General features: G+C 72.0%; 25 protein-coding genes and 1 tRNA gene. 21 read left to right on the forward strand and 5 right to left on the reverse strand.

The annotated features are described in order from the left end of the window. Nucleotides 1–418 precede the first annotated feature (418 nt). From D0Z67_RS24910 to ssuE, 10 genes are all read left to right on the forward strand, one after another. Entirely contained in the window at nt 419–1,543 is a 1,125-nt protein-coding gene (locus D0Z67_RS24910; protein WP_031181537.1) for an LLM class flavin-dependent oxidoreductase, read from the forward strand. A gap of 2 nt (nt 1,544–1,545) precedes the next feature. Next, nucleotides 1,546–2,079 (forward strand): GNAT family N-acetyltransferase, encoded by a 534-nt coding sequence (locus D0Z67_RS24915; RefSeq protein ID WP_031181536.1) that lies wholly within the window; start codon nt 1,546–1,548, stop codon nt 2,077–2,079. Further along, the gene (locus D0Z67_RS24920; protein WP_234312775.1) at nt 2,076–3,026 is read left to right on the forward strand and encodes an ABC transporter substrate-binding protein; all 951 of its coding nucleotides are present in this window, start codon (nt 2,076–2,078) and stop codon (nt 3,024–3,026) included. Before D0Z67_RS24915 ends, D0Z67_RS24920 begins: the two co-directional genes overlap by 4 nt. An 18-nt stretch (nt 3,027–3,044) precedes the next feature. Continuing rightward, nucleotides 3,045–4,049, forward strand: coding sequence for an amino acid ABC transporter permease (locus tag D0Z67_RS24925; RefSeq protein ID WP_031181534.1), 1,005 nt, complete (start codon nt 3,045–3,047; stop codon nt 4,047–4,049). Then, nucleotides 4,046–4,810, forward strand: coding sequence for an amino acid ABC transporter ATP-binding protein (locus D0Z67_RS24930; RefSeq protein ID WP_031181533.1), 765 nt, complete (start codon nt 4,046–4,048; stop codon nt 4,808–4,810). Before D0Z67_RS24925 ends, D0Z67_RS24930 begins: the two co-directional genes overlap by 4 nt. 36 nt (nt 4,811–4,846) lie before the next feature. Next, entirely contained in the window at nt 4,847–5,827 is a 981-nt protein-coding gene (locus D0Z67_RS24935) for an ABC transporter substrate-binding protein (protein WP_031181532.1), read from the forward strand. 14 nt (nt 5,828–5,841) lie between these two features. Then, entirely contained in the window at nt 5,842–6,828 is a 987-nt protein-coding gene (locus tag D0Z67_RS24940; protein ID WP_031181531.1) for an LLM class flavin-dependent oxidoreductase, read from the forward strand. Next, nucleotides 6,825–8,144 (forward strand): NtaA/DmoA family FMN-dependent monooxygenase, encoded by a 1,320-nt coding sequence (locus tag D0Z67_RS24945; RefSeq protein ID WP_031181530.1) that lies wholly within the window; start codon nt 6,825–6,827, stop codon nt 8,142–8,144. Before D0Z67_RS24940 ends, D0Z67_RS24945 begins: the two co-directional genes overlap by 4 nt. Further along, complete coding sequence (locus D0Z67_RS24950; protein WP_031181529.1) at nt 8,141–9,208, forward strand: LLM class flavin-dependent oxidoreductase; 1,068 nt, start codon at nt 8,141–8,143, stop codon at nt 9,206–9,208. The genes D0Z67_RS24945 and D0Z67_RS24950 overlap by 4 nt, the downstream gene beginning before the upstream one ends. 61 nt (nt 9,209–9,269) lie before the next feature. Further along, nucleotides 9,270–9,824 carry an NADPH-dependent FMN reductase gene (ssuE, locus tag D0Z67_RS24955; protein ID WP_031181528.1) on the forward strand — a complete coding sequence of 185 codons (555 nt, stop codon included), beginning with the start codon at nt 9,270–9,272 and terminating at the stop codon, nt 9,822–9,824. A gap of 25 nt (nt 9,825–9,849) precedes the next feature. Here ssuE and D0Z67_RS24960 read toward each other — a convergent pair whose 3' ends face one another. Beyond that, nucleotides 9,850–11,343, reverse strand: coding sequence for a SulP family inorganic anion transporter (locus tag D0Z67_RS24960; RefSeq protein WP_031181527.1), 1,494 nt, complete (start codon nt 11,341–11,343; stop codon nt 9,850–9,852). A 179-nt stretch (nt 11,344–11,522) separates the two neighbouring features. On the opposite strand from D0Z67_RS24960, the gene D0Z67_RS24965 reads away from it, so the two are divergent. Then, nucleotides 11,523–11,867, forward strand: a complete 345-nt coding sequence (locus tag D0Z67_RS24965) for a barstar family protein (protein WP_031181526.1) — start codon at nt 11,523–11,525, stop codon at nt 11,865–11,867. A gap of 34 nt (nt 11,868–11,901) precedes the next feature. On the opposite strand, the gene D0Z67_RS24970 is transcribed toward D0Z67_RS24965, so the two are convergent. After that, entirely contained in the window at nt 11,902–12,993 is a 1,092-nt protein-coding gene (locus D0Z67_RS24970; protein ID WP_031181525.1) for a hypothetical protein, read from the reverse strand. A gap of 332 nt (nt 12,994–13,325) precedes the next feature. Here D0Z67_RS24970 and D0Z67_RS24980 point away from each other — a divergent pair, with 332 nt between their 5' ends. From D0Z67_RS24980 to D0Z67_RS25020, 9 genes are all read left to right on the forward strand, one after another. Beyond that, nucleotides 13,326–15,464, forward strand: a complete 2,139-nt coding sequence (locus D0Z67_RS24980; protein WP_199812183.1) for an ATP-binding protein — start codon at nt 13,326–13,328, stop codon at nt 15,462–15,464. Nucleotides 15,465–15,535: 71 nt separating this feature from the next. Further along, nucleotides 15,536–15,970 carry a roadblock/LC7 domain-containing protein gene (locus tag D0Z67_RS24985; RefSeq protein ID WP_031181523.1) on the forward strand — a complete coding sequence of 145 codons (435 nt, stop codon included), beginning with the start codon at nt 15,536–15,538 and terminating at the stop codon, nt 15,968–15,970. 2 nt (nt 15,971–15,972) lie between these two features. Beyond that, nucleotides 15,973–16,344: a DUF742 domain-containing protein gene (locus tag D0Z67_RS24990; protein ID WP_031181522.1), complete on the forward strand. Its 372-nt coding sequence runs from the start codon at nt 15,973–15,975 to the stop codon at nt 16,342–16,344. Beyond that, nucleotides 16,322–17,002, forward strand: a complete 681-nt coding sequence (locus tag D0Z67_RS24995) for a GTP-binding protein (RefSeq protein ID WP_037775121.1) — start codon at nt 16,322–16,324, stop codon at nt 17,000–17,002. The genes D0Z67_RS24990 and D0Z67_RS24995 overlap by 23 nt, the downstream gene beginning before the upstream one ends. Then, the gene (locus D0Z67_RS25000; RefSeq protein ID WP_031181520.1) at nt 16,999–17,562 is read left to right on the forward strand and encodes a GAF domain-containing protein; all 564 of its coding nucleotides are present in this window, start codon (nt 16,999–17,001) and stop codon (nt 17,560–17,562) included. Before D0Z67_RS24995 ends, D0Z67_RS25000 begins: the two co-directional genes overlap by 4 nt. A 193-nt stretch (nt 17,563–17,755) precedes the next feature. Beyond that, nucleotides 17,756–18,784, forward strand: a complete 1,029-nt coding sequence (gene tdh, locus D0Z67_RS25005; protein ID WP_031181519.1) for an L-threonine 3-dehydrogenase — start codon at nt 17,756–17,758, stop codon at nt 18,782–18,784. Between the two features lie 29 nt (nt 18,785–18,813). Then, a complete protein-coding gene (locus D0Z67_RS25010; protein WP_031181518.1) occupies nt 18,814–20,013 on the forward strand; it encodes a glycine C-acetyltransferase in 1,200 nt (399 codons plus the stop codon). 30 nt (nt 20,014–20,043) lie between these two features. Beyond that, nucleotides 20,044–20,949, forward strand: a complete 906-nt coding sequence (locus D0Z67_RS25015) for a LysR family transcriptional regulator (RefSeq protein ID WP_031181517.1) — start codon at nt 20,044–20,046, stop codon at nt 20,947–20,949. Between the two features lie 40 nt (nt 20,950–20,989). Next, entirely contained in the window at nt 20,990–21,349 is a 360-nt protein-coding gene (locus tag D0Z67_RS25020) for an MmcQ/YjbR family DNA-binding protein (RefSeq protein WP_031181516.1), read from the forward strand. Here D0Z67_RS25020 and D0Z67_RS25025 read toward each other — a convergent pair. Both D0Z67_RS25025 and D0Z67_RS25030 read right to left on the reverse strand, forming a co-directional pair. Beyond that, nucleotides 21,346–22,260 carry a transketolase family protein gene (locus D0Z67_RS25025; protein ID WP_031181515.1) on the reverse strand — a complete coding sequence of 305 codons (915 nt, stop codon included), beginning with the start codon at nt 22,258–22,260 and terminating at the stop codon, nt 21,346–21,348. The genes D0Z67_RS25020 and D0Z67_RS25025 overlap by 4 nt on opposite strands. A 32-nt stretch (nt 22,261–22,292) precedes the next feature. Next, a complete protein-coding gene (locus tag D0Z67_RS25030; RefSeq protein WP_031181514.1) occupies nt 22,293–22,991 on the reverse strand; it encodes a thiamine pyrophosphate-dependent enzyme in 699 nt (232 codons plus the stop codon). Between the two features lie 122 nt (nt 22,992–23,113). On the opposite strand from D0Z67_RS25030, the gene D0Z67_RS25035 reads away from it, so the two are divergent. Continuing rightward, nucleotides 23,114–23,187 (forward strand) — tRNA-Pro (locus D0Z67_RS25035). Nucleotides 23,188–23,280: 93 nt separating this feature from the next. Here D0Z67_RS25035 and D0Z67_RS25040 read toward each other — a convergent pair. After that, nucleotides 23,281–23,841 carry an SLATT domain-containing protein gene (locus D0Z67_RS25040; RefSeq protein WP_051887738.1) on the reverse strand — a complete coding sequence of 187 codons (561 nt, stop codon included), beginning with the start codon at nt 23,839–23,841 and terminating at the stop codon, nt 23,281–23,283. Between the last annotated feature and the right edge of the window lies 1 nt (nt 23,842).

Below are 23,842 nucleotides of genomic sequence, written 5' to 3' on the forward strand. Positions count from 1 at the left end.
GTCGATCGTATGGGTGTACCGCACATGTCTGTCAACCACACAGGAAGCGGTGCCGGTTGTGGTCCGGCATTCGGTCATGGGTTGACGAAAAGCGAGATGCGCTGCTCAATTGACGGCATGGATGCCCAGCAGCGCTTGGTCACGCGCGATCACATCGACTTCGGTCGAGTGTGGTCGTCCTCGTGTTGCGTCTGACTCGGCAGCGGGCCGTCTGACCGGCCCTTTCCCTCCGCCGGCGCAACCCCGGCGCGGGCCGATGCCCACCCTTCCGCGCGCTGCCGCCGCACCGTTCCACCCGACGCCCGTCGTCGTCACGCCGCATTTCTGACGTCACAGATCTGACGTTTCATCAATTTAGTTGTCGAGCACGGCAGTTCAGTCCTGCACGCCTGCGCTCCTCCGCCGGAAAGGCACACTCATGCCCGTGGAGTTCCTCGGCATAGCCGCGACCAACGACGGCTCCGAAACCACCCCGCGCTCGGGCGCGGCCTTCGACAAGGACTACACCCTCCGCCTCGCCCGAGCCCACGAGGACCACGGCTGGGACCGGGTGCTGTTCGCCTACGGCTCCGGCTCCCCGGACCCCGCGCCCGCCGCCGCGTACATCGCCGCCCGCACTGAGCGGCTCCAGCTCCTGCTCGCCCACCGGCCCAACGTCTCGTACCCCACCTTCGCCGCCAAGACCTTCGCCACCCTGGACCAGATCAGCGACGGCCGGCTCACCGTCCACTTCATCACCGGCGGCAACGACCACGAGCAGGGCCGCGAGGGCGACACCCTGACCAAGGACGAGCGGTACACCCGTACCCGCGAGTACATCGGCATCGTCAAGAAGATCTGGACCACCCGCGAGGCGTTCGACCACGAGGGTGAGCACTACCGGTTCCACGACTTCGTCAGCGACGTCTTCCCCGTCCAACAGCCGCGCCCCGGGGTCTCGTTCGGTGGGTCCTCGTCCGCCGCGTACGCCGCCGGAGGTGCCGAGGCCGACATCTACTGCCTGTGGGGCGAGCCGCTGGCCGAGACCGCCGCGCAGATCGAGAAGGTCAAGGCCGCCGCCCGCGAGGCCGGCCGCACCGATGTGCCCCGTATTCAGGTCGCCTTCCGTCCGATCATCGCCCCCACCGAGGAGCTGGCCTGGGAGAAGGCGCACCGCACGGTCGGCGCGATCAAGCAGCGCCGCGAGGCCGGCCTCGTCCGCCACCGCCGGGGCGGCGCCCCCGAGAACGCCGGCTCGCAGCGCCTGATCGCCATCGCCGAGGCCGGCGAGCGCTACGACCGCGCCCTGTGGACGCCGACCGCCGCCGCGACCGGCGGCGCGGGCAACTCGAACGCCCTGGTCGGCACCCCGGAGACGGTCGCCCAGGCCCTGCTCGACTACTACGACCTCGGCGTCGACATCCTCTCCGCGCGCGGCTACGACCTGCTCGGCGACGCCATCGACTTCGGCCGCCACGTCATCCCGATCGTCCGCGAGGAGGTCGCCAAGCGGGACGCCGCCCGCGCGGCCGGCACCGGCCCGCTCACGGCGGTGGGCGAGTGAGCCTGCCCGCCCTCTCCGAGCGGTCGGTCGTCCAGGTGACCGTCGCCGACCCACGGGTACGCCCCCTGCTGCGCGAACTCGGCGAGGAGTACTCCGCCCGCTACGGCAAGGACGCGCACGCGGAACTCGCCCGCTACCCCGACGAGGAGTTCACCGCGCCGCACGGCGGTGTCCTGCTGCTCCTCCTGGAGGGCGGCGAACCCGTCGCGGGCGGCGCCTTCCGCCGGTACGACGCGGGCACCGCCGAACTGAAGCGGATCTGGACCCACTCCGGCCACCGCCGCCGGGGTCTGGCCCGCGAGGTCGTCGCCGAGCTGGAACGCGAGGCGCGCGCCCGCGGCTACCGGCGGATCTACCTGACCACCGGACCCCGCCAGCCCGAGGCCCGCGCGCTGTACCTCAACACCGGCTACCGCCCGCTGTTCGACACCGAGGCCGACCCGGAGTCCATCGGCCCGCTGCCCTTCGAGAAGCACCTCCCGAGACACCCCGACCCCGGGACAGACCTCCGCACCGGAAAGGCCACCGCCCAGTGAAGCTCCCCGGCATCCCCGGCCGCCCGCGCCCGCTCGTGGCCGCCGCCGCGCTCCTGCCCCTGCTGGCCCTGACCGGATGCGGCTCCGGCGACCCCGCCGACGCGACCGCCGCCGGCGGCTCGCCCGCCCCGACCGCCGACCCGGTCGCCGCCGTCCACAAGGTCGGCTCCGCCGCGGCGCTGCTGCCCGCCGACGTACGCGCGGCCGGCACCCTGCGCATCGGCAGCTCGGTCGGCGCGCCGCCCTCCGCGTACTACCCGAACGGCTCCCGCACCCCCCAGGGCCAGGACATCGACATCGCGTCGGCGGTCGCCAAGGTGCTCGGGATCAGGCTGGAGCGGCAGGACGCCTCCTTCGAGACCATCCTCCCCGCCCTCGGCAGCGGCAAGTACGACGTGGGCACCGGCAACTTCGGCGTCACCACCGAGCGTCTGAAGACCATCGACTTCGTCACCTACATCGACGACGGCCAGGGCTTCGCCGTCAAGCAGGGTGACACCTCCTTCGGCAAGAAGATCACCGAACTCACCCAGCTCTGCGGCCGCACCGTCGGCATCAACGCCGGCACCACCTTCGAGGCCACCCTCGCCGCGCGGAAGAGCGTGTGCGCCAAGGCCGGCAAGAAGCCGTACGAGGTGAAGGTGTACTCGGAGAACGGCGCGACGATCACCGCGCTCCAGCAGGGCCGTATCGACGTGATCATGTCGACCATCAACGGACTGCGCTACCAGGCCGCCCAGCCCGCCGCGCACACCGCGTTCCTCGGCGAGTACCACCGGCTCGACGTCGGCTTCGCCTTCAAGAAGGGCTCGAAGCTGACCAAGGCGTTCCAGGCGGCCGTCAACGAGCTGATCAAGAACGGCACTTACGACCGCATCCTCAAGAAGTGGGGCACCACCGGCTCCGCCATCGACAGCTCGCGGATCAGCCCGCCCGAGCACGCCTGAGAAGCGACGGAACCCACCATGACCACCGCCGCCCCCGACACCGCCCCGGCCGCGCCCCGCGTGCCGCCCGCCGCCGCTGACCCGGCCGCCCTCAAGGTCGTCCCCGCCCGGCACCCCGCACGCTGGGCCGGCGCCGCCGCCGTCCTCGTGCTGGTCGCCCAGTTCGCCCACGGGCTCGCCACCAACCCGGTATGGGAATGGCGGGTGTTCGGCGACTACGTGCTGTCCGAGACGATCGTCCAGGCCGTCTGGGTCACCCTCCAGCTCACCGCCTACGCGACCGTACTGGGCTTCCTCCTCGGCACGGTGCTCGCCTTCATGCGGCTCTCGCACAGCCCGGTGCTGCAAACTGTCGCCTGGACCTACATCTGGGTGTTCCGGTCCATCCCGATGATCGTGCAGCTCGTGTTCTGGTTCAATCTGAGCGCCCTGTACGAACGCCTCGGCGTCGGCGTCCCGTTCGGGCCCGTCTTCTGGTCCGTCGACAGCGACAGCCTGATCGGCACCATCGGCGCCGCCGTCATCGGCCTCACCCTGCACCAGGCCGCCTACGCCGCCGAGATCGTCCGGGGCGGAGTCCTCTCCGTCGACTCCGGACAGCGCGAGGCCGCCGCCGCGCTCGGCCTGCCCCGGCTGCGGCAGATCCGCCGGATCGTGCTGCCCCAGGCCATGCGCGCCGTCCTGCCCACCGCGGGCAACGAGATCATCGGCCTCCTCAAGGGCACCTCGGTGGTCTACGTGATGGCGATCGGCGAGCTGTTCTACCAGGTCCAGGTCGTCTACGGCCGCAACGGCCGGGTCATCCCGCTGCTGCTCGTCGCCACCGCCTGGTACGTCCTGCTGACCTCACTGCTGTCGGTCGCCCAGTACCACGTGGAGCGCCGCTACGCCCGGGGCGCCGACCGCACCCCGCCGCCCACCCCGCTCCAGCGGGCCCGCCGTTTCCTGCGCGACCTGCGCGCGGCCGCCGCCCGGCGCGAGGCACCCGTCACCGCACTTCACCTCGGGGGAGAGAGCCGATGAACGACGTCATGGTGGACGTGCGCGGCGTCCACAAGAGCTTCGGCCCGCTGGAAGTCCTGCGCGGCGTCGACCTGACCGTACGGACGGGCGAGGTCACCGTGATCCTCGGCCCCTCCGGCTCCGGCAAATCCACGCTGCTGCGGACCATCAACCATCTGGAGAAGGTCGACAGCGGCTGGATCAGCATCGACGGCGAACTCATCGGCTACCGCCGCGCCGGCAACAAGCTGCACGAACTCAAGGAACGCGACGTCCTCAAGCAGCGCACCCACATCGGCTTCGTGTTCCAGAACTTCAACCTGTTCCCGCACCTCACCGTGCTGGACAACCTCCTCGAAGCCCCCGTCTCCGCACTGCGCCGCCCGAGGAAGGAGGCCGAGGCGACCGCGCGCCGCCTGCTGGACCGGGTCGGCCTCGCCGACAAGGCAGGCGCCTACCCGCGCCAGCTCTCCGGCGGCCAGCAGCAGCGCGTCGCCATCGCCCGCGCGCTCGCCCTGGAGCCCAAGGTGCTCCTGTTCGACGAGCCCACCTCCGCGCTCGACCCCGAGCTGGTCGGCGAGGTCCTGGACGTCATCAAGGACCTGGCCCGCACCGGCACCACCATGATCGTCGTCACCCACGAGATCGGCTTCGCCCGCGAGGTCGCCGACACCGTGGTCTTCATGGACGACGGCACGGTGGTCGAACAGGGGCCGCCCGCAGCCGTGTTGGACGAGCCCCAGCGCGAACGCACCCGCGCCTTCCTCGCCAAGGTCCTCTGACCTCCCCAACTCTTCGTTCCCCCAGGAGATTTCCGCGTGTCCACCACCGCCCGCCGTATCGCCCTCCCCGCACTCGGCCTCGCCTCCGCCCTCGTCCTGGCCGCCTGCGCCAACCCCACCGACGGCGGCACGGCCGAGGTCGCGGCCGGCAAGGGCACCACCACGAAGATCAATCTCAGCCCCGACCAGCACCGGGTCACCACCGGCCGGGTCGCCGCCATCGCCGCCGAGGTCCCGGAGAAGATCCGCAAGAGAGGCACCCTGGAGATCGTCGACTCCTCCAACTCGGCCGCGCCACTGGGCTTCCACGCCACGGACAACAAGACCGTCATCGGCGTCGAACCCGATCTCGCGTACCTCGTCGCCGGAGTCCTCGGGCTCAAGCCGCACCTCGACACCGTCTCCTGGGAGAACATCTTCGTCGGCCTCGACAGCGCCAAGTACGACGTGGGCTTCAGCAACATCACGGTCACCGAGGAACGCAAGGAGAAGTACGACTTCGCCACCTACCGCGAGGACAACCTCGGCTTCGCGACCAAGAAGGGCAGCGGGCTGAAGGTCACCGGCCCCGCCGCCCTCGCCGGGCGGAACGTCGCCGTCTCCAGCGGCACCAACCAGGAGAAGCTCCTGGTCGAGTGGAGCAAGGAGAACGAGAAGGCGGGCCGGGGGCCCATCCACATCAAGTACTACCAGGACGAGAGCGACACCTACCTCGCCCTCCGCTCCGGCCGTATCGACGTCTACGTCGGCCCCAACCCGACCGCCGCCTACCACGCGGCGACCACCGGACAGACCGAGGTCGTCGGCACCTGCTCCGGTGCCGGTGCCACCCTCCAGGGCCTCATCGCGGCCACCACCAAGAAGGACAGCGGACTCGCCAAGCCGCTTGCCGACGCCCTCAACCACGTGATCCAGAACGGTACTTACGCGAAGGTGCTCAAGCGTTGGGGGCTGTCCGACGAGGCCGTGACCAAGTCCGAGATCAACCCGCCCGGCCTGCCCAAGGCCGGGAAGTAGGCGAGGAGGACAGCATGACCCGCGAACTCCATCTCTCCGTCGCCCTCGGCAGCGCCGGGCCCCGGTCCGCCGCCCACTGGACCGGCCTGGTCCAGCTCGCCGAACTCGGCGCCCTCGACTTCGTCACCCTCGACGACTCCCTGGACCCCGCCGACGGCGACGGCCGCCTCGACGCCGTCGCCGTACTGGCCTACGCCGCCGCCCGGACCAGCCGCATCGGCCTGATCCCCACGGTCACCACCACCCATACCGAGCCCTTCCACACCTCCAGCGCCCTCGCCACCCTGGACTTCGTCAGCGAGGGCCGGGCGGGCTGGCTGGTCGACGTCTCCACCACCGGGGAAGCGGCCCGCGCCGTCGGCCGCCGCGACCCCGCCCCCGCCCCCGAGCTGTGGGCGGAGGCGGCCGACGCCGCCGAGGTCGCCGCCCGGCTCTGGGACAGCTGGGAGGACGACGCCGAGATCCGGGACGCGGGGACCGGCCGCTTCATCGACCGGGACAAGCTGCACTACATCGACTTCGAGGGGCCGCGCTTCTCGGTCCGGGGACCGTCGATCGTGCCCCGGCCACCGCAGGGGCGGCCACCCATCGCCGTCGTACTCGACGCACAAGGGCGCGACGGCCGCTGGGAGTTGGCCGCCCGCCACGCCGAGATCGTCCTGCTGGACGCCGCCGGCCCGGCCGCCGCCCGCGAGGCCCGCACCGAACTGCTGAAGCGTGCCGGCCGGAATGACCTGCGAGTGCTGATACGGGTCACCGAAAGCCCGGACAGGCTGCCGGAGTTGCTCGCCGACTGGCACGCCGAGGCCGGTACGGACGGCTTCCACCTCGTCACCACCGACCCCACGGAGGAACTGCCCGCCGTGATCCACGACGTCGTACCCGCCCTGCGCGCCCGCGGGCTGTTCCGCGCCACCCACTCCGGCCGCACCCTGCGCGACCATCTCGGCCTGATTCGCCCCGACAGCCGCTACGCCGTACGGACGGAGACCGCGCTGTGAGCGCCTCAACTCCCGCCGGAAGGAGGCAGATTCATCTCGCCGCCCACTTCCCCGGCGTCAACAGCACCACCGTGTGGCGGGACCCCGGCTCCCGCAGCCAGATCGACTTCTCCTCCTTCCAGCACCTGGCCCGGACCGCCGAGCGCGGCCGGTTCGACTTCTTCTTCCTCGCCGAGGGCCTGCGGCTGCGCGAACGCAAGGGCCGGATCCACGACTTGGACGTGGTCGGGCGCCCCGAGTCGCTGACCGTGCTGAACGCGCTCGCCGCCGTCACCGAGCACCTCGGACTGGCCGCCACCGTCAATGCCACGTTCAACGAGCCCTACGAACTCGCGCGCAGATTCGCCACGTTGGACCACCTGTCCGGGGGCCGGGCCGCCTGGAACATCGTCACGTCCTCCGACGCGTTCACCGGTGAGAACTTCCGGCGCGGCGGCTACCTCGACCGCGCCGACCGCTACACCCGCGCCGCCGAGTTCGTGGAGGTGGCCCGCGCCCTGTGGGACTCCTGGCCGAGCGGCGGTACCCCGCGCACCGTCCGGCACAGCGGGCCCCAGTTCGACATCACCGCCCGCGCCACACTGCCCCACTCGCCCCAGGTGCACCCCGTCCTCATCCAGGCCGGGGACTCCGACGAGGGCCGGGAGTTCGCCGCGCGCACCGCCGACATCGTCTTCAGCCGGCACGGCACCCCGGAGGCGGGCCGCACATTCCACGCCGACGTCAAGGGCCGCCTCGCCCGGTACGGGCGCACCCCGGACCAGCTCAAGATCCTGCCCGCCGCGACCGTCGTCCTCGGCGACAGCGAGGCCGACGCGCAGGAACGCGCCGCGCACATCCGGCGGCAACAGGTCAGCCCGCAGACCGCCATCGCCACGCTGGAGAACGTCTGGGGCCGCGACCTCACCGGCTATGACCCGGACGGACCGCTCCCGGACGTCGAACCGGTGCCGGACGGCGAACTCGCCCAGGGCTGGGCCCACATGGCCGACCGCTTCGGCATCGCGGCCCGCTGGCGGTCCCTCGCCGAGGAGAAGCACCTCTCCATCCGCGAACTGGCCGTCGAACTCACCGCCCGCCAGTCCTTCATCGGCACCCCCGCCTCGGTCGCCGCCGCCATGGACGAACACGTCCAGACCGACGCGGCCGACGGCTTCATCCTCGTGCCCCACCTCACCCCGGGCGGACTCGACGAGTTCGTCGACCGGGTCGTGCCGCTGCTCCAGGAACGCGGCGTGCTGCGCACCGAGTACCAGGGGCGCACCCTGCGCGACCACCTCGGCCTTCCCGCACCGCGTCAGGAGGAGTCGGCATGAGGTTCCAGGTCCTCACCATCGGCGGCCACGCCCCGCACCCCCTGACCGGTGAGCAGGTGCCCGCCGCCGACCGGTTGGCCGAGATCGTGGAGACCGGGGCCGTCGCCGAGGAGCTGGGCTTCGACGCGTACGCGATCGGGGAGCGGCACGCCGGGCCCTTCCTCTCCTCCAGCCCCACCGTGCTGCTCGGCGCGCTCGCCGCCCGCACCTCCCGCATCCGGCTGCTCACCGGCGTCACCGTCCTCGCCATCCTCGACCCCGTACGCGTCGCCGAGGACTACGCCACCCTCCATCAGCTCTCCCGTGGCCGTCTCGAACTCGTCATCGGCAAGGGCGCCGAGGCCGGCCACTTCGACCTCTTCGGCCTGGACGAGGGCCTCCAGTGGGACTACCAGGCCGAGAAGTACGAGCTGCTGCGCAGGCTCTGGTGTGAGGAGGACGTCACCTGGCAGGGCAAGTTCCGCCCGCCCCTGACCGGCGTCACCACCCTCCCGCGCCCGTACGAGGGACGGCCGCCCCGCGTCTGGCACGGCTCCGCCACCAGCCTCAACTCACCCGAGCTGGCCGCCCGTCACGGTGACCCGCTGTTCAGCGCCAACGCCATCCAGCCCCGCGAGGCGTACACCCGGCTCATCGAGCACTACCGGGAACGCTTCGCCGCCCACGGCCACGACCCGGCCGGCGCCTACGTCGGCGCGGGCTCCGGCGGCCTGTTCATCGCGCGCACCAGCCAGCAGGCCGTCGCCGAGTTCAAGGACTTCTACGAGGCCCGCGTCCGCCAGTCGTACAAGCCGCACCTGGCCGGCAAGCCGGGGTACAACACGCCGTTCCGGACCGTGGAGGAGGCCATCGCGGACGGGCCGCACCTCATCGGCAGCCCGCAGCAGGTCATCGACAAGATCCTCGGCTTCCACGCGGCCTACCGGCACGACCTCCAGTCCGTCACCGTCGACGGCTCCGGCCTCTCCCTGCCCCGGCAGACCGACCAGCTCCGCTGGTTCGCCGAGGAGATCGCACCCGTCGTGCGGACGGAAGCGCCCACCACCCTGTGGCAGCAGGCGTAGGGGGTCGCCGCAGCGAGACACCCCCTGGCCGCCCATCGAACCCCGCTTGAAAGGTCCCCCCATGGCAACCGTCCTGTCCATCTCCGGCAGCCCCTCCGCCACCTCCCGCACCGGCCGTCTGCTGCGCCACCTGGACGAGCGGCTGAGCCGCCAGGGCCATCAGGTGGTCCCGCTGGACGTGCGCCGGCTGCCCGCCGAGGCCCTGCTCGGCGCCGATGTCAGGCACCCCGCCATCGCGGCCGCCGCCGAACTGGTCGACCGGGCCGACGGCGTCGTGATCGGCACCCCCGTGTATAAGGCCGCCTACTCCGGGCTGCTGAAGTCCTTCCTGGACCTGCTCCCGCAGTACGCGCTCACCGGCAAGACGGTGCTGCCGCTCGCCACCGGCGGTACCACCGCCCATGTCCTCGCCATCGACTACGCCCTGCGGCCGGTGCTCAGCTCCATGGGTGCCGCCCATATAGTTCAGGGCTGGTTCACCCTCGACAAGGACATAGTGGTGCGTGAGGACGGCACCCTGACCGTCGCCCCCGGCACCGCCGAGGCACTGGCCCAGATCACCGACCAGTTCTCCGTCGCCCTCGGCGGCCGCACCCTGCTGGCCGCGACCGGGTGACGGGTCGGCGCCCACACGGGTCCGTTCAGCCCTTGCCCGCCAGTTCGCCGGTCAGCGTGCTGTGCAGGCGGGCGCTGCGCTCGTCCAGGCCGGTGATCTCGACCGCCGCACCGTGCTCGGCGTACCGCGTCTCCACCGCGTCCAGCGCGGCGACGGACGAGGCGTCCCACACGTGGGCGGCGGACAGGTCGATCACCACCCGGCAGGGATCGGTGGCGTAGGCGAAACGGTCCGCCAGGTCGTCCGCCGAGGCGAAGAACAGGTTGCCGGTCACCCGGTAGACCACCGTCGAGCCGTCCTGGTCCAGGACCGAGGTGACCTCGGCGGACCGGGCGACCCGGCGGGCGAACACGGTCAGGGCGACCAGCGAGCCGACCACCACACCGATCGCCAGGTTCTGGGTGGCCACCACGACCACCACCGTGAGCACCATGACCGCGATCTCCCCGGCCGGCATCCGCCGCAGCGTGCGCGGCGCGACCGAGTGCCAGTCGAAGGTCGCCACCGACACCATCACCATCACGGCGACCAGCGCGGCCATCGGGATCTTCGACACCGCGGGCCCGCAGACGATGCACAGCACCATCAGGAACACCCCGGCCAGGAACGTCGACAACCGGGTACGGGCGCCCGACACCCGGACGTTGATCATGGTCTGGCCGATCATCGCGCAGCCGCCCATGCCGCCGAAGAGCCCGGTCACGATGTTGGCGACGCCCTGCCCGACCGACTCCCGCGTCTTGGAGGAACGGGTGTCGGTGATGTCGTCCACCAGCCGCGCCGTCATCAGCGACTCCATCAGCCCGACCAGCGCCATGGCCAGCGCGTACGGCGCGATCGTGGTCAGCGTGTCCAGGGTGAACGGCACGTCCGGCAGACCCGGCACCGGCAGCGCCGAGGGCAGCGCGCCCCGGTCGCCGACCGTCGGCACCGCGATGCCCGCCGCCACGGTGACCGCCGTGAGCGCCACGATCGACACCAGCGGCGCCGGTACCGCCCGGGTGACCTTGGGGAACAGCGCCAGCAACGCCACCCCGGCCGCGAACAGCGGATACACCGGCCACGGCACCCCGGTCAGCTCCTTGAGCTGGGTCAGGAAGATCAGTACCGCCAGCGCGTTCACGAAGCCGACCATCACACTGCGCGGCACGAACCGCAGCAGCCGCGCCACCCCCAGCGCGCCCAGCACGATCTGGCAGACGCCCGCCAGGATCACCGTGGCGATCAGATACCCGAAGCCGTGCTCCCGGTTCACCGGGGCGATCACCAGCGCCACGGCGCCGGTCGCGGCGGAGATCATCGCCGGGCGCCCGCCCACGAACGCGAGGGTCACCGCCATGGTGAACGACGCGAACAGCCCGATCGCCGGGTCCACCCCGGCGATCACCGAGAACGAGATCGCCTCCGGGATCAGCGCCAGGGCGACCACCAGCCCGCCCAGCACCTCGGTGCGCAGCACCCTCGGATCGGACAGCCAGGAGGGGCGGCGGAAACGGCGCGAGGGCGCGGAGATGCTCAAGACGCGGGGTACCTGTCGGGCTCGGGCGCGCCCGGTACGGCTCCGGGCACAAAGGGGAGAGCCTACCGTGGCGGCCGGTCAAGCCCGTCCGGGCCCGGCCGGGCGGACCTGCGGACCCGATCCGGCCGGGGCATGATGGGTGGACCGACGCAATCCCGGACCCCGAAGGCGGTGCCGACATGCCCGCAGCCACCCTCGCCGAGGTCGTCCACCAGGCCGGCTGGAAGGTCATCCCGCTCGACCTCGCCGGCGTCACGGACCAGGCCGGATTCATGGACCGCGCCACCAAGGCCCTCGACCTGCCCGAGTTCGCCGGACGCAACTGGCAGGCGTTCCAGGACGCCTGCGGCGACATCGGCTGGGGCCCCGAGGTGCCGGGCCGCCTCCTCGTCGTCGTCGGCTGGCGCGACTACGCCAAGGCCCAGCCCGAGCAGTGGGAGAGCGCCCAGCAGGTCCTCGAATCGGTCGCGGGCCGCCAGCAGAAGTACGACTCGACGCTCGCGGTGGTCCTGACCCTGATCTGAGGCCCTCTGATCTGAGGCCCCCTGATCCGAGGCTTCAGTTCTCCACCGGTGCGGGGCCGGTCGCCGGCCGCAGCACCGCGGCGGCCACCGCGCCCGCGACCAGGCCCCAGAGCAGCGCGGCCGGGAGGCCGACCCCCAGGTTGGTGACGATGTACCGCAGCCCCCACTTCGGGCCGCCGTCGACCGTCGCCGCCCGCACCAGCTGCCCCGCGCCCAGTCCCAGGACGGTCGCACAGACCGTGCCGACCGCCATCGCCGGGACCGTGGCCCTGGTGAGCAGGCCGGGCAGCAGCCGGAGCGCCCACCACACCACTACGAGCACCAGCACGTCGGACAACCGGGCGAGCAGCCAGTCCATGACCGGTGTGCCCGAGGGGCCCGACCAGGCGCCGAGCAGCAGCAACTGGCGCAGCAGGTCACCCGGTTCGGAGAAGAACCCACCGCCGTAGGGCGCCGTCTGGATCGCGGCGGCGATCCCCTGGTACGACAACACCAGCAGCGAGAACGCGATCACCGCCGTGCCGGCCGTGGCCGCCCGTCGCGCGCCCCGCGCCGGAACTTCCCGCCGGGGCAGCGGGCCGGCCCCCTTGGCGGCGGCGCGCCCCACCAGCACCGTCGCGGCCGCCGCGACCAGCCCGGCCGGCACCGCGAGTTGGCCACCCTGGGTCATCACGCCCGACAGATTGGGCAGGAAGCGGTAGCCGCCGTGCCCGTACGCGGCGATCTGCCACGGCGCCGAAATCGTCACCGCGAGCATGGCGGACACCTGCGCCCAGGCCCACAACGCGAGCAGCGCGGCGGGCACCCGCCCCGCGACCGGCGGCAGCCACCGCGTCAGCAGCAGCGCCCCGGTGGTGAAGAACACGAAGAGAGCCCCGAACCGGATCTGCCTCCCGGTGTGAAACAGGTCGAGGTAGTGCGTTCCGTCGCCGTCCGGCGCGAACTGCGGCGGGTCGTACGCCCAGGGGCCGAGCCACTGCTGCAGATCGGACACCGCCTCGCCGCCCAGCAGATCGGTACTCCCCTGTAGGCGCAGCGCGTCCGTGCTCGCCCCCGCCCACCACAGCAACGCCGTCAGCAGTACTCCGCCGACCAGCGCCGGTATCGCCGCACGTCCCCAAGTCATCGTTCATCCCCCGTAGTTGTGGCGTGCTCGTGCACACCGGTCAGGCGGGAGCGTACGCGGTGCCGATCACGTACGGATCACGGGGAATGATTTCTTCTGATCGAGGGGGACCGTTTCCTTTTCTCTCTGACGCGTAAATTCACCGGCTTTATCGATCGAATGTACGACGCCTCATACCAGAGCGGGAAGCGAGCCGGGAGACTTTGTCAACTGCCCGCCGCACCTACCGCACAGGCAACTAACGTGAATTCCCGTCGGACACCTCAGGGCCCCTTTCCTTCCCCCTTCTTTCTTTCCGACGTCAGGCCCGCCGGACCAGTACGAGGACGCAGATGTCTCACCTCCGCGCACCGGCCGCCCGTGCCGACCGCCGAGAGGGCGGCCGGCACGGCAGACCGGTCGCCCGACCCGCTCCCGCACTGCCCGAGACGCTCATTCGGCCCCAGCTCATGCGGCTCGCCGTACTCCCGCCCGTCGCGGTCGCCCTCGCCGCCATCGCGGCCGTCGTCCTCACCGACCGGGCCGGCGCGCACACCGGCCCGGTCCTCTGGGCGGTGCTCGCCCTCACCGTCGTGGTCGCCGGGGCCGCCATCGGCGTCGCCGCCGTGGCCGCCGACCGCGCCGCCCGTTCCGTCGGCGACCGCGTCGGCGCCCTGCGCCGCAACACCGCCCGCGGCGAGGCCGACCTGCGCGCCCTGGTCGACGCGCTGCGCCGGGGCGAACCGCCGCCCCGCGGCAAGCCCCGCCGCCGGCCGCCCGAGGACGCCGACGACTTCGAACTCCTCGCCGCCGACCTGGCCCGCGCGCACGACGGCGCCGTCACCGCCGTCGTCCGCGCGGCCCAGCTCTCCAGCCAGGCCGCCAACGAACAGAAACTCGAGGTCTTCGTCAACCTCGCCCGGCGCCTGCAGTCACTGGTGCACCGGGAGATCTCCATCCTGGACGAGCTGGAGAACGAGATCGAGGACCCCGACCTGCTCAAGGGCCTCTTCCACGTCGACCACCTCGCCACCCGCATCCGCCGCCACGCGGAGAACCTCGCCGTGCTCGGCGGTGCCGTCTCCCGGCGGCAGTGGAGCAACCCCGTCGACATGACCGAGGTGCTGCGCTCCGCCATCGCCGAGGTCGAACAGTACTCACGCGTCAAGCTCGTTCCGCCGGTCGAGGGCGAACTGCGCGGGCACGCCGTCGCCGACGTCATCCATCTCCTCGCCGAACTCGTCGAGAACGCGACCGTGTTCTCCGCCCCGCAGACCCAAGTCCTGCTCCGCGCCAACCTGGTGACCTCCGGGCTCGCCATCGAGGTCGAGGACCGGGGGCTCGGCATGCCGGTCGAGGAACAGCACCGGATGAACGCGCTCCTCTCCGACCCCGACCAGGTCAACGTCGCCAGCCTACTGGCGGACGGCCGCATCGGGCTGTACGTCGTCTCCCAACTCGCCCGTCGGCACGGGATCTCGGTGCGTCTCCAGACCAACATCTACGGGGGCGTGCAGGCGGTACTCGTGGTGCCGCAGGGGTTGTTGGGGGTCTCGGCGGGGTTTGTGCCGGAGGCCGAGGGGGCGGGGGCTTCGTCGGGGGCCGGTCATGAGGGTGCCGGTCATGAGGGTGCTGGTCCGGGGGGTGAGGTGGCTGGGGCGGTGGGGGCTGCTGTACCGGGTGCTCCGAGTACGCCGGGTGCGCCGACTGCTCCTGCTCAGGCCACGGGGCGGCATCGGCAGGTGGCTCGGCGGGGGAGCGGGGACGCCGACGGTGCCGGTACGGGGGCTGCCGCACCGCCTCCGTTGCCGAGGCGGGGGGCTCAGGAGCAGCGGGCCAACCCTGCGGAGGCGGTGCCCGGCGTCGGCGCCGGGGACCGGGCCGTGGTGGAGGCCAACTCGGGCGTGCTGCCGACGGCGCGCGTCGGTGCGACCCCCTCGGGTACGGAGAGGCCCTCGCTGCCGCGTCGTCGCGCCCAGGAGCACATCGTTCCGCAGCTGCGGGGCGGCCCCGTACCGCGTCAGGACAACGAGGCTGTCGTGGGTCACGACCCTGGTCTGATGGCCGCGTTCCAGCGCGGGATCGGGCTGGCGGAGTCCCAGCAGAGTCTGGAGGCGGCGGGGGAGGGGGTGCCCGCGGGGGCGGCGTATGTGGAGGGCGCTCGGGCGGAGTCGGCGCACATGGGTGCCGAGAGCGTGGCTGAGGTGCACATGGATGCCGTCCCTATGGAGCCAAGTCACATGGATGTCGGGCACATGGCCCCCGTCCACATGGCGCCGGACTTCACAGTGGCCCCTCCCACGCCCCCCGACCCCACCGAGCCGAACCACACGGCCGCGGACCACATGGGGCCCGACCACATGGAGCCTCCCCACATGGGTCCTGACCACATGGGTCCTGACCTCATGGGCCCCGACCACATGGAGCCGCCCCACACCGCGCCGGACCCCACACCCCCCGGCCCCCTCGACAGGAGCGCGCCCCCCGCATGACCCACACCCCCACCGGCACCACCCTCCCCACCGCTCCCGCAGCCCCCCGTACCCCAAGGAGTCGATCCACCATGGCGAGCGATGCGCCGACCGCCCACGCATCCGACCTCGACTGGCTGCTGAGCGGCCTCGTGCAGCGCGTCCCGCACACCGGCAGCGCGGTGCTGCTGTCTTGCGACGGGCTGGTGAAGGCCGTGCACGGGCTGGACCCGGACAGCGCCGACCACATGGCCGCACTCGCCTCCGGCCTGTACTCGCTGGGCCGCAGCGCGGGTGTCCGGTTCGGGGACGGCGGGGAGGTACGGCAGGTGGTGGTCGAACTCGACTCCACGCTGCTGTTCGTCACCACGGCCGGCTCCGGCACCTGCCTCGCCGTGCTCGCCGGGCGGGAGGCCGACGCCGCCGTGCTCGGCTACGAGATGGCGATGCTGGTCAAGAGCGTCCGCCCGTACCTCGTCACCGCGCCCCGGCAGCCCGCCGCCGACCCGACGGCGATGAGGCCGTGAGCGTGGCCGCCGTGGGCGACGGGCCCTGGCTCGACGACGCCGCCGGAAGGCTGGTGCGGCCGTTCACGGTGAGCGGCGGACGGACCGAACCCAGCGTCGCGCTGGACCTGATCTCCCAGGTGATGGCCACCGGGGTCTCCCCGCTCGGCTATCTCGGCCCCGAGCACGCGCAGGCGCTCGACCTGTCCCGCGCACCCGTCTCGGTGGCCGAGGTGGCCGCCCACCTGCGGCTGCCCGCCGTGGTCACCAAAGTGCTGCTCTCGGACCTCGTCGACTGCGGGGCGCTGACCACCAGGCCCCCCGCGTTCCGCCACAACCCCACTGACCGGTCTCTGCTGGAGGCAGTGCTCGATGGACTACGACGACAGCTCTGACCCGTACAGCTCCGACGCCCCGTACAGCTCCGACGACGCGTACAGCTCCGAACCGGGCAGTTCCGACCCGTTCCCCACCGCGCTCAAGATCCTGGTCGCGGGCGGGTTCGGGGTGGGCAAGACGACCTTCGTGGGCGCGGTCAGCGAGATCGCGCCGCTCAGCACGGAGGAACTGCTCACCACGGCCGGCGCGGCCACCGACAACCTGGACGGCATCGAGAACAAGGTCGAGACGACCGTCGCCATGGACTTCGGCCGGATCACCCTCGACGCCCGGCACGTGCTCTACCTGTTCGGCACGCCCGGTCAGGAACGGTTCTGGTTCATGTGGGACGAGCTGTCCGAGGGTGCCCTCGGCGCGGTCATCCTGGCCGACACCCGCCGCCTGGAGGAGTGCTTCGCCGCCGTCGACTTCTTCGAGGAACGCGGCGTCGCCTTCATCGTGGCCGTCAACGAGTTCGACAACGCCTTCCGCTACGACCCCGACGAGGTGCGCGCCGCCCTCGACCTGAGCCCCGCCGTCCCGGTCGTCCCCTGCGACGCCCGTATCTCCAGCTCCGGCGTGCAGACCCTGCTCACCCTCGTACGCCACCTGCTCGCCCACGTCCCGGCGCCCGTGCCCGCGCAGGGAGCCCCCGTCCAGGGAGTGCGGTCATGATGTACGAGCCGGCCCGCCGGGTCCGGGGTCTGCTGCTCACCCCGGAGGACAAGGAGGCCCCGGCCCGTACGTCCCGGCTGCGCCGCCTCGGTCTCGGGGAGCGCGCGGAGCCCACGCTGGACGCCTTCGCCGACCACCTCGCCCAGGTCACCGGTGCGCCGTACGCCATGGTCAACTTCGTCGGCGAGCAGCAGCAGTTCTTCGCGGGCCTGAGCGCCCCGCCCGCCGGCCCCCTCACCCGCGAGGACGGCACCGGCCGGGTGCTGCCCCGGGAACATGGGTTCTGCCCACATGTGGTCGTCCGACACAAGGCCCTGGTGCTGGACGATGTCCGCGACTACCCGCGCTTCGCCGGGAACCCGATCGTCGACGACCTCGGCATCCGCTCCTATATGGGCGCCCCACTCATCGACAGCTCCGGCATGGTGCTCGGCACCGTGTGCGCCGCCGACACGGAGCCGCGCACCTGGGGCAGGGCCGGGCTTGAGGCCATCAAGGGGATGGCCGCCGAACTCGCCGTACGCATCGAAAGGGCCGCCGATGACGGGCTGCCCATCTGAACGAACGTAAATACGACCGGAGTTGGGCGGAGCCCCCTCCGGTGTGAAGGAAACCTGTGGCGCCGGTTAAGAAAAGCTCGATGGATTCCGGTCGGCGCATACGGCAGATTGCGGGGTGATTCCACCCCTCGGACCCGGTGCGGACGCCTCGGCGAGCCCGTACGGCCGGGCCTCACCCACAGGAGCCGTAGCGTTGAAGGCGCTGGTCAAGGAGAAGGCGGAGCCCGGTCTCCGGCTCATGGACGTGCCCGAGCCCGCAGTGGGTCCCGGTGACGTGCTCATCAAGGTCATGCGGACCGGTATCTGCGGCACCGACCTGCACATCCGGGCCTGGGACGGCTGGGCCCAGCAGGCCATCCGCACCCCGCTGATCGTGGGCCACGAGTTCGTGGGCCAGGTCGTGTCCACCGGCCGCGACGTCACCGACATCCGGGTGGGCGACCGGGTCAGCGGCGAGGGCCACCTGGTGTGCGGCAAGTGCCGCAACTGCCTCGCCGGCCGCCGCCACCTGTGCCGCTCCACCATCGGCCTGGGCGTGGGCCGCGACGGCGCGTTCGCCGAGTACGTGGCGCTGCCCGCGTCCAACGTGTGGGTGCACCGGGTCCCCGTGGACCTGGACATCGCCGCCGTGTTCGATCCGTTCGGCAACGCCGTGCACACCGCGCTGTCCTTCCCGCTGGTCGGCGAGGACGTGCTGATCACCGGCGCGGGCCCGATCGGCCTGATGGCCGCGGCCGTCGCCCGGCACGCGGGCGCCCGCAACGTCGTCGTCACCGACGTCAGCGAGGAGCGCCTCGAACTGGCCCGCAAGATAGGAGTGAGCCTGGCACTGAACGTCTCGCGCTCCACCATCGCGGACGGTCAGCGGGAGCTGGGCCTGCGTGAGGGCTTCGACATCGGCCTGGAGATGTCCGGCCGCCCCGAGGCCATGCGCGGCATGATCGCCAACATGACGCACGGCGGCCGCATCGCCATGCTGGGCCTGCCGTCGCAGGAGTTCCCGGTCGACTGGTCCCGGATCGTCACCTCGATGATCACCATCAAGGGCATCTACGGCCGCGAGATGTTCGAGACCTGGTACGCCATGTCGGTCCTCCTGGAGGGCGGCCTCGACCTCGCCCCCGTGATCACCGGCCGGTACGACTACCGCGACTACGAGGCGGCCTTCGAGGACGCGGCCAGCGGCAAGGGCGGCAAGGTCATCCTCGACTGGACCGCGTAACCCCCGTCAGCACCTTCGAAGGAGCCCCCATGTTCGACACCGTCCGCGACGACCTCCGCGCCACCCTCGACGAGATCCGCGCCGCCGGGCTGCACAAGCCCGAGCGGGTCATCGGCACCCCGCAGTCCGCGACCGTCGAGGTCACCCAGGGCGGGCGCCCCGGTGAGGTCCTCAACTTCTGCGCCAACAACTACCTGGGCCTGGCCGACCACCCCGAGGTGATCGCCGCCGCCCACGAGGCGCTGGACCGCTGGGGCTACGGCATGGCGTCCGTGCGCTTCATCTGCGGCACCCAGGAGGTGCACAAGGAGCTGGAGGCCCGCCTCTCGGCGTTCCTCGGCCAGGAGGACACGATCCTCTACTCCTCCTGCTTCGACGCCAACGGCGGTGTCTTCGAGACCCTGCTCGGCCCCGAGGACGCGGTGATCTCCGACGCCCTCAACCACGCCTCCATCATCGACGGCATCCGCCTGTCCAAGGCCCGCCGCTTCCGCTACGCCAACCGCGACCTCGCCGACCTGGAGACCCAGCTCAAGGAGGCCACGGCGGGCGGCGCCCGGCGCAAGCTGATCGTCACCGACGGCGTCTTCTCCATGGACGGCTACGTCGCCCCGCTCGCCGAGATCTGCGACCTGGCCGACCGCTACGACGCGATGGTCATGGTCGACGACTCGCACGCCGTCGGCTTCGTCGGCGCCGGCGGCCGCGGCACGCCCGAGCTGCACGGCGTCATGGACCGCGTCGACATCATCACCGGCACCCTCGGCAAGGCCCTCGGCGGCGCCTCCGGCGGCTATGTCGCGGCCCGCGCCGAGATCGTCGCCCTGCTGCGCCAGCGCTCGCGCCCGTACCTGTTCTCCAACACCCTCGCCCCGGTGATCGCCGCCGCCTCCCTGAAGGTCATCGACCTGCTGGAGTCCGCCGACGACCTGCGGGTGCGGCTCGCCGAGAACACCGCGCTGTTCCGCTCCCGCATGACCGAGGCCGGCTTCGACATCCTCCCCGGCGACCACGCCATCGCCCCGGTGATGATCGGTGATGCCTCCGAGGCGGGCCGGATGGCGGAACTGCTGCTGGAGCGCGGGGTGTACGTGATCGGCTTCTCGTACCCGGTGGTCCCGCAGGGCAAGGCGCGCATCCGCGTCCAGCTCTCCGCCGCGCACTCCACCGAGGACGTGAACCGCGCCGTCGACGCCTTCATCGCGGCCCGCGCCGAGCTGGCGGGCTGACCTGCGGCGCCGCCTTGCGATAATGGCGGCATGATCGAGGCGCGGCGGCTCCACATCCTCCGTGCGGTGGCCGACCACCGCACGGTCACGGCGGCGGCCGCCGCGCTCTACCTCACCCCGTCCGCCGTCTCCCAGCAGCTCACCTCGCTGGAGCAGGAGACCGGCCACCGCCTGGTCGAGCGCGGCGCGAAGGGCGTACGGCTCACCCCGGCCGGCGAGATCCTGCTCAGCCACACCAACGCCGTCCTGGCCCAGCTGGAGCGGGCCGAGGCGGAGCTGGCCGCGTACGGCAAGGGGGAGGCCGGGACGGTCACCGTCGCCGCCTTCGCCACCGGGATCGCCCAGGTCGTCGCGCCCGCACTGGCCCGGCTCGGCCGGTCGGCCCCCGGCATAGGCATCCGGGTCCGGGACGCCGAGGGCGACGCGAGCCTGAGGATGCTGCTGGACCGGCAGGTGGATGTGGCGGTCGCCGTCGAGTACCGGGGCGCGCCGCCCGCCGACGATCCCCGTCTCACCCATCTCCCTTTGTACGCCGAGCCGTTCGACGCCGTGGTCCCGCTCGGGCACCGGCTCGCCGACGATGCCGAGGTGCCGCTCGCGGAGCTTTCCAAGGACCCGTGGATCGGCCCGTACCCCGGCAACCCCTGTCACGACGTGGTCGTGCTGGCCTGCGAGAGCGCCGGGTTCCAGCCGCGCCTCGAGCACTCCTCCGACGACTTCCGCGCGGTGGTCGCGCTGGCCTCGGCCGACGCGGGCGTGGCCCTCGTACCGCGCTCCGCGCTGCGCGGCATGGACCTGACCGGCGTGGTCGTCCGTCCGGTGGACGGGGTGGCCCCCACCCGGCGTGTGTTCGCGGCCGTGCGCCGGGGCGCGGAGGCGCATCCGCTGATCCGGCCGGTGCTGGAGGCGCTCGGGCAGGCCGCGGCCGGGGGCTGAGCCGGGGCCGTTGTCAGTGCCGGGGGCTACGGTGCGTTGCATGCCGGACGCAGAAGACGTACGCCGTATCGCCCTGTCCCTGCCGGACACGACCGAGAAGACGGCCTGGAGCATGCCCACCTTCCGGGTGGCCGGGAAGATGTTCGCCACGCTCCCGGAGGAGGAGACCTCCCTCGCGGTGCGCTGCCCGAAGGAGGAGCGGGACGAACTGGTGCTGGCCGAGCCGGAGAAGTTCTGGATCGCGGACCACGAGGCCAACTTCGCCTGGGTACGGGCGAGACTCGCGGCGCTGGACGGCGAGGACGAACTCCGGGACATCCTCGCCGACTCCTGGCGCCAGGCGGCCCCCATACGGCTGCTGGAGGAGCATCCGGGACTGGGGGTGCCGCAGGACCGCTAGGCGCTGACCGCGCCCGCCCCGACGAACGCGCCGATCCGTTCCCGCAGGCCAGGGGCGTCCAGGCCGTGCGCGGCGAGGTGTTCGTCGAGGGTGCCGTACCGGCGCAGCTCGCGGCGGCCGACGCCGAGGCCGAGGACGCGGTGCGGCACGTCGGCCAGAGCCTCCGTGGCGGCGCGGGTCGAGGTGCCGGCGAGGTAGGGCTCGACGAGGACCACGTCGGTGCCGGCCGCCTCGGTGGCCCGGCGCAGCGCGGCCGTGTCGAAGGGGCGGAGGGTCGTCGCATAGAGCACCGTCACGTCCAGGCCCTCGGTCGCGGTGAGGACGGTGTCCAGCATCGGGCCGACCGCGACGACGACCCCGGCGCGCCCCTCACGCACGGTGAGGAAGCGGGCGCCGTCGACCGGGAGGGGGAGCCGGTTGCGCTGGAGGGAGAGGCGTACGTACACCTTGTCGTCGCCCGCCGCCACGGCGTGCCGCAGCAGGGTCTCGGCCTCGTCGGGGTGGCCGGGGACGTGCACGGTCCAGCCGTCCAGGGTGTCGAGGAGGGCGACGTCGCCGGGCGACATGTGGGTCTGCCCGCCGGCCGGCCAGTCGAAGGAGGCACCCGCGCTGACCAGCACCGCGCCGGTGTCCTGGTGGCCGAGGTCCAGCTTGACCTGCTCGAAGGGGCGCTCCACGAGGAACGCGGCGAAGGTGTGCACGATGGGCCGCATCCCGGTGAGCGACAGCCCGGCGGCGGTGCCGACGAGGAGCTGCTCGCGGATGCCGACGTTGATCAGCCGGTCGGGGTGGCGACGGGCGGCGTCGGTGAACGCGTCCCGGCCGATCTCGGCGAGGACGACCGCGACCCGGGGGTCCTCGTCCAGCAGCCGGGAGGCGACGGTGCCGAACCGGTCACGCATGGTTTCCATGATGTCCACGATGGTGGGCCTTTCTGATCCGGTCAGCGGGCGTTCTTCGGTTCCACCCGGGCGACGACCGCGTGCGGCCGGCCGGGGTGCGGGGCGGTGAAGGCTTCGTACAGCGCGGCGTGGTCGCGGCCGTCGACGGTGGCGGTGGACCAGTTCGCGGCCTCGAACCGGGCGGCGATGCCGCCGGGCAGGGCGTGGCTGGCGGAGGCGTTGTCCACGACCACGGTGTGCAGCCGGTCCAGGCCGGCCGCACCGGCGTAGGCGATGGCCTCGTGATTGCTGCCCTCGTCCAGCTCGGCGTCGCCGATCAGCACCCAGACGGCGGGGCCGGTGAGCCCCTGGGCCCGCAGCCCGAGCGCGCTGCCGACGGCGAGCGGCAGCCCGTGCCCGAGCGACCCGCTGCCGATCTCGGCCCCCGGCACGAGCACCCGGTCCGGGTGATGCCCGAGCGGCGAGTCGTACGACCCGAAGCCGGGCAGCCACTCCTCGGGCACGAACCCCTTCGCCGCGAGCACGGCGTAGTACGCCATCGGCCCGTGCCCCTTGCTCAGCAGGAACCGGTCCCGGTCCGGGGAGTCCGCCCGCCCGGGGGTGACACCGAGCACCCGGTCGTAGAGCACCCACAGCACGTCGAGCGTGGAGGTGGCGGCGAAGTCGTGCTTCTCGTCGCCGGTCATCAGGCTCATCAGCCGGGGCAGATCGTCGTAGCCGTGGTCCGCTGTGATCGTCATGCCGTCGATCCTGCAACCTCAAGCCCTCTTGAGGTCAAGAACGGCCGTGCGCGAGCACGGACCCAAGTGCGGTAGAGTTTCCCTGCGCGTTTCGGCCAGGGAAACCCCAGGTCAAACAGCATCGGGACGTGGCGCAGCTTGGTAGCGCACTTGACTGGGGGTCAAGGGGTCGCAGGTTCAAATCCTGTCGTCCCGACTCGTGAGAGTCGCAGATCAGGGCCGGTTTCGGAGAAATCCGAAACCGGCCCTGATCTTTTTCCGGAACCGGGTCGAGGGCCGGAGGGTCGTTTCAGGCGCCGTCCCGGCTCGCCGGTACGGGGTGTGCGTCCGCCCGGTCCACCGCGTAGGTCTGGCCGCCCCCTTCGATGTTGCTCTGCGCGCGGCGGTAGGCGCGTCGGCCCGGAGGCTCCGCCGCGCGGTTCTGCTCGCCGCAGCGGGAGGTCAGCTCCGCGAGTACGGCACGCGCGTCGTCGAGCGCGAGCACGGGGAGATCCACGGTGCGGGTCTGGCGGGCCGCCGTCTGTACCTCGAGGTAGGCGTTCGCGCAGGCGGTGGCGTGGGACATGCGCTGGGGTGCGTTCACGGTGGTCATGACGGCACCCAGCCCGGCGGAGACCAGCGCGAGGATGCCGGCGGCGACGCGTCCGGTCGACTCCACCAGGGCGGTCGTCCCGGCCACCGCCGCGAGCAGGGTGGTGGGAATGCCCATCAGCAGGTGCACGCCCCGCCAGTGCTTCGCGGTCTCGAACTGCGTCTGCGCGCTGTACATCGCGCTCTCCTCGACCCGCCGGAGCTCGTCCGCGATCGCCGCCCGCCGCGCACCGGGATCGGACTGAGGGCTCTCTGCCACG

It is taken from the genome of Streptomyces seoulensis, assembly GCF_004328625.1.
In the GTDB taxonomy this organism is placed as follows: Bacteria; Actinomycetota; Actinomycetes; order Streptomycetales; family Streptomycetaceae; genus Streptomyces; species Streptomyces seoulensis.

Excerpts from the sequence above, each read along its gene's own strand:
- D0Z67_RS24940 (WP_031181531.1), top strand. The coding sequence starts at position 5,842 with ATGACCCGCGAACTCCATCTCTCCGTCGCCCTCGGCAGCGCCGGGCCC.
- D0Z67_RS25030 (WP_031181514.1), bottom strand. The coding sequence starts at position 22,991 with ATGACGATCACAGCGGACCACGGCTACGACGATCTGCCCCGGCTGATG.
- D0Z67_RS24980 (WP_199812183.1), top strand. The coding sequence starts at position 13,326 with ATGTCTCACCTCCGCGCACCGGCCGCCCGTGCCGACCGCCGAGAGGGC.
- D0Z67_RS24930 (WP_031181533.1), top strand. The coding sequence starts at position 4,046 with ATGAACGACGTCATGGTGGACGTGCGCGGCGTCCACAAGAGCTTCGGC.
- D0Z67_RS24925 (WP_031181534.1), top strand. The coding sequence starts at position 3,045 with ATGACCACCGCCGCCCCCGACACCGCCCCGGCCGCGCCCCGCGTGCCG.
- D0Z67_RS24910 (WP_031181537.1), top strand. The coding sequence starts at position 419 with ATGCCCGTGGAGTTCCTCGGCATAGCCGCGACCAACGACGGCTCCGAA.
- D0Z67_RS24965 (WP_031181526.1), top strand. The coding sequence starts at position 11,523 with ATGCCCGCAGCCACCCTCGCCGAGGTCGTCCACCAGGCCGGCTGGAAG.
- D0Z67_RS24995 (WP_037775121.1), top strand. The coding sequence starts at position 16,322 with ATGGACTACGACGACAGCTCTGACCCGTACAGCTCCGACGCCCCGTAC.
- D0Z67_RS25015 (WP_031181517.1), top strand. The coding sequence starts at position 20,044 with ATGATCGAGGCGCGGCGGCTCCACATCCTCCGTGCGGTGGCCGACCAC.
- D0Z67_RS24970 (WP_031181525.1), bottom strand. The coding sequence starts at position 12,993 with ATGACTTGGGGACGTGCGGCGATACCGGCGCTGGTCGGCGGAGTACTG.
- D0Z67_RS25000 (WP_031181520.1), top strand. The coding sequence starts at position 16,999 with ATGATGTACGAGCCGGCCCGCCGGGTCCGGGGTCTGCTGCTCACCCCG.
- D0Z67_RS24985 (WP_031181523.1), top strand. The coding sequence starts at position 15,536 with ATGGCGAGCGATGCGCCGACCGCCCACGCATCCGACCTCGACTGGCTG.
- D0Z67_RS24950 (WP_031181529.1), top strand. The coding sequence starts at position 8,141 with ATGAGGTTCCAGGTCCTCACCATCGGCGGCCACGCCCCGCACCCCCTG.
- D0Z67_RS25025 (WP_031181515.1), bottom strand. The coding sequence starts at position 22,260 with ATGGAAACCATGCGTGACCGGTTCGGCACCGTCGCCTCCCGGCTGCTG.
- ssuE (WP_031181528.1), top strand. The coding sequence starts at position 9,270 with ATGGCAACCGTCCTGTCCATCTCCGGCAGCCCCTCCGCCACCTCCCGC.
- D0Z67_RS25020 (WP_031181516.1), top strand. The coding sequence starts at position 20,990 with ATGCCGGACGCAGAAGACGTACGCCGTATCGCCCTGTCCCTGCCGGAC.
- D0Z67_RS25010 (WP_031181518.1), top strand. The coding sequence starts at position 18,814 with ATGTTCGACACCGTCCGCGACGACCTCCGCGCCACCCTCGACGAGATC.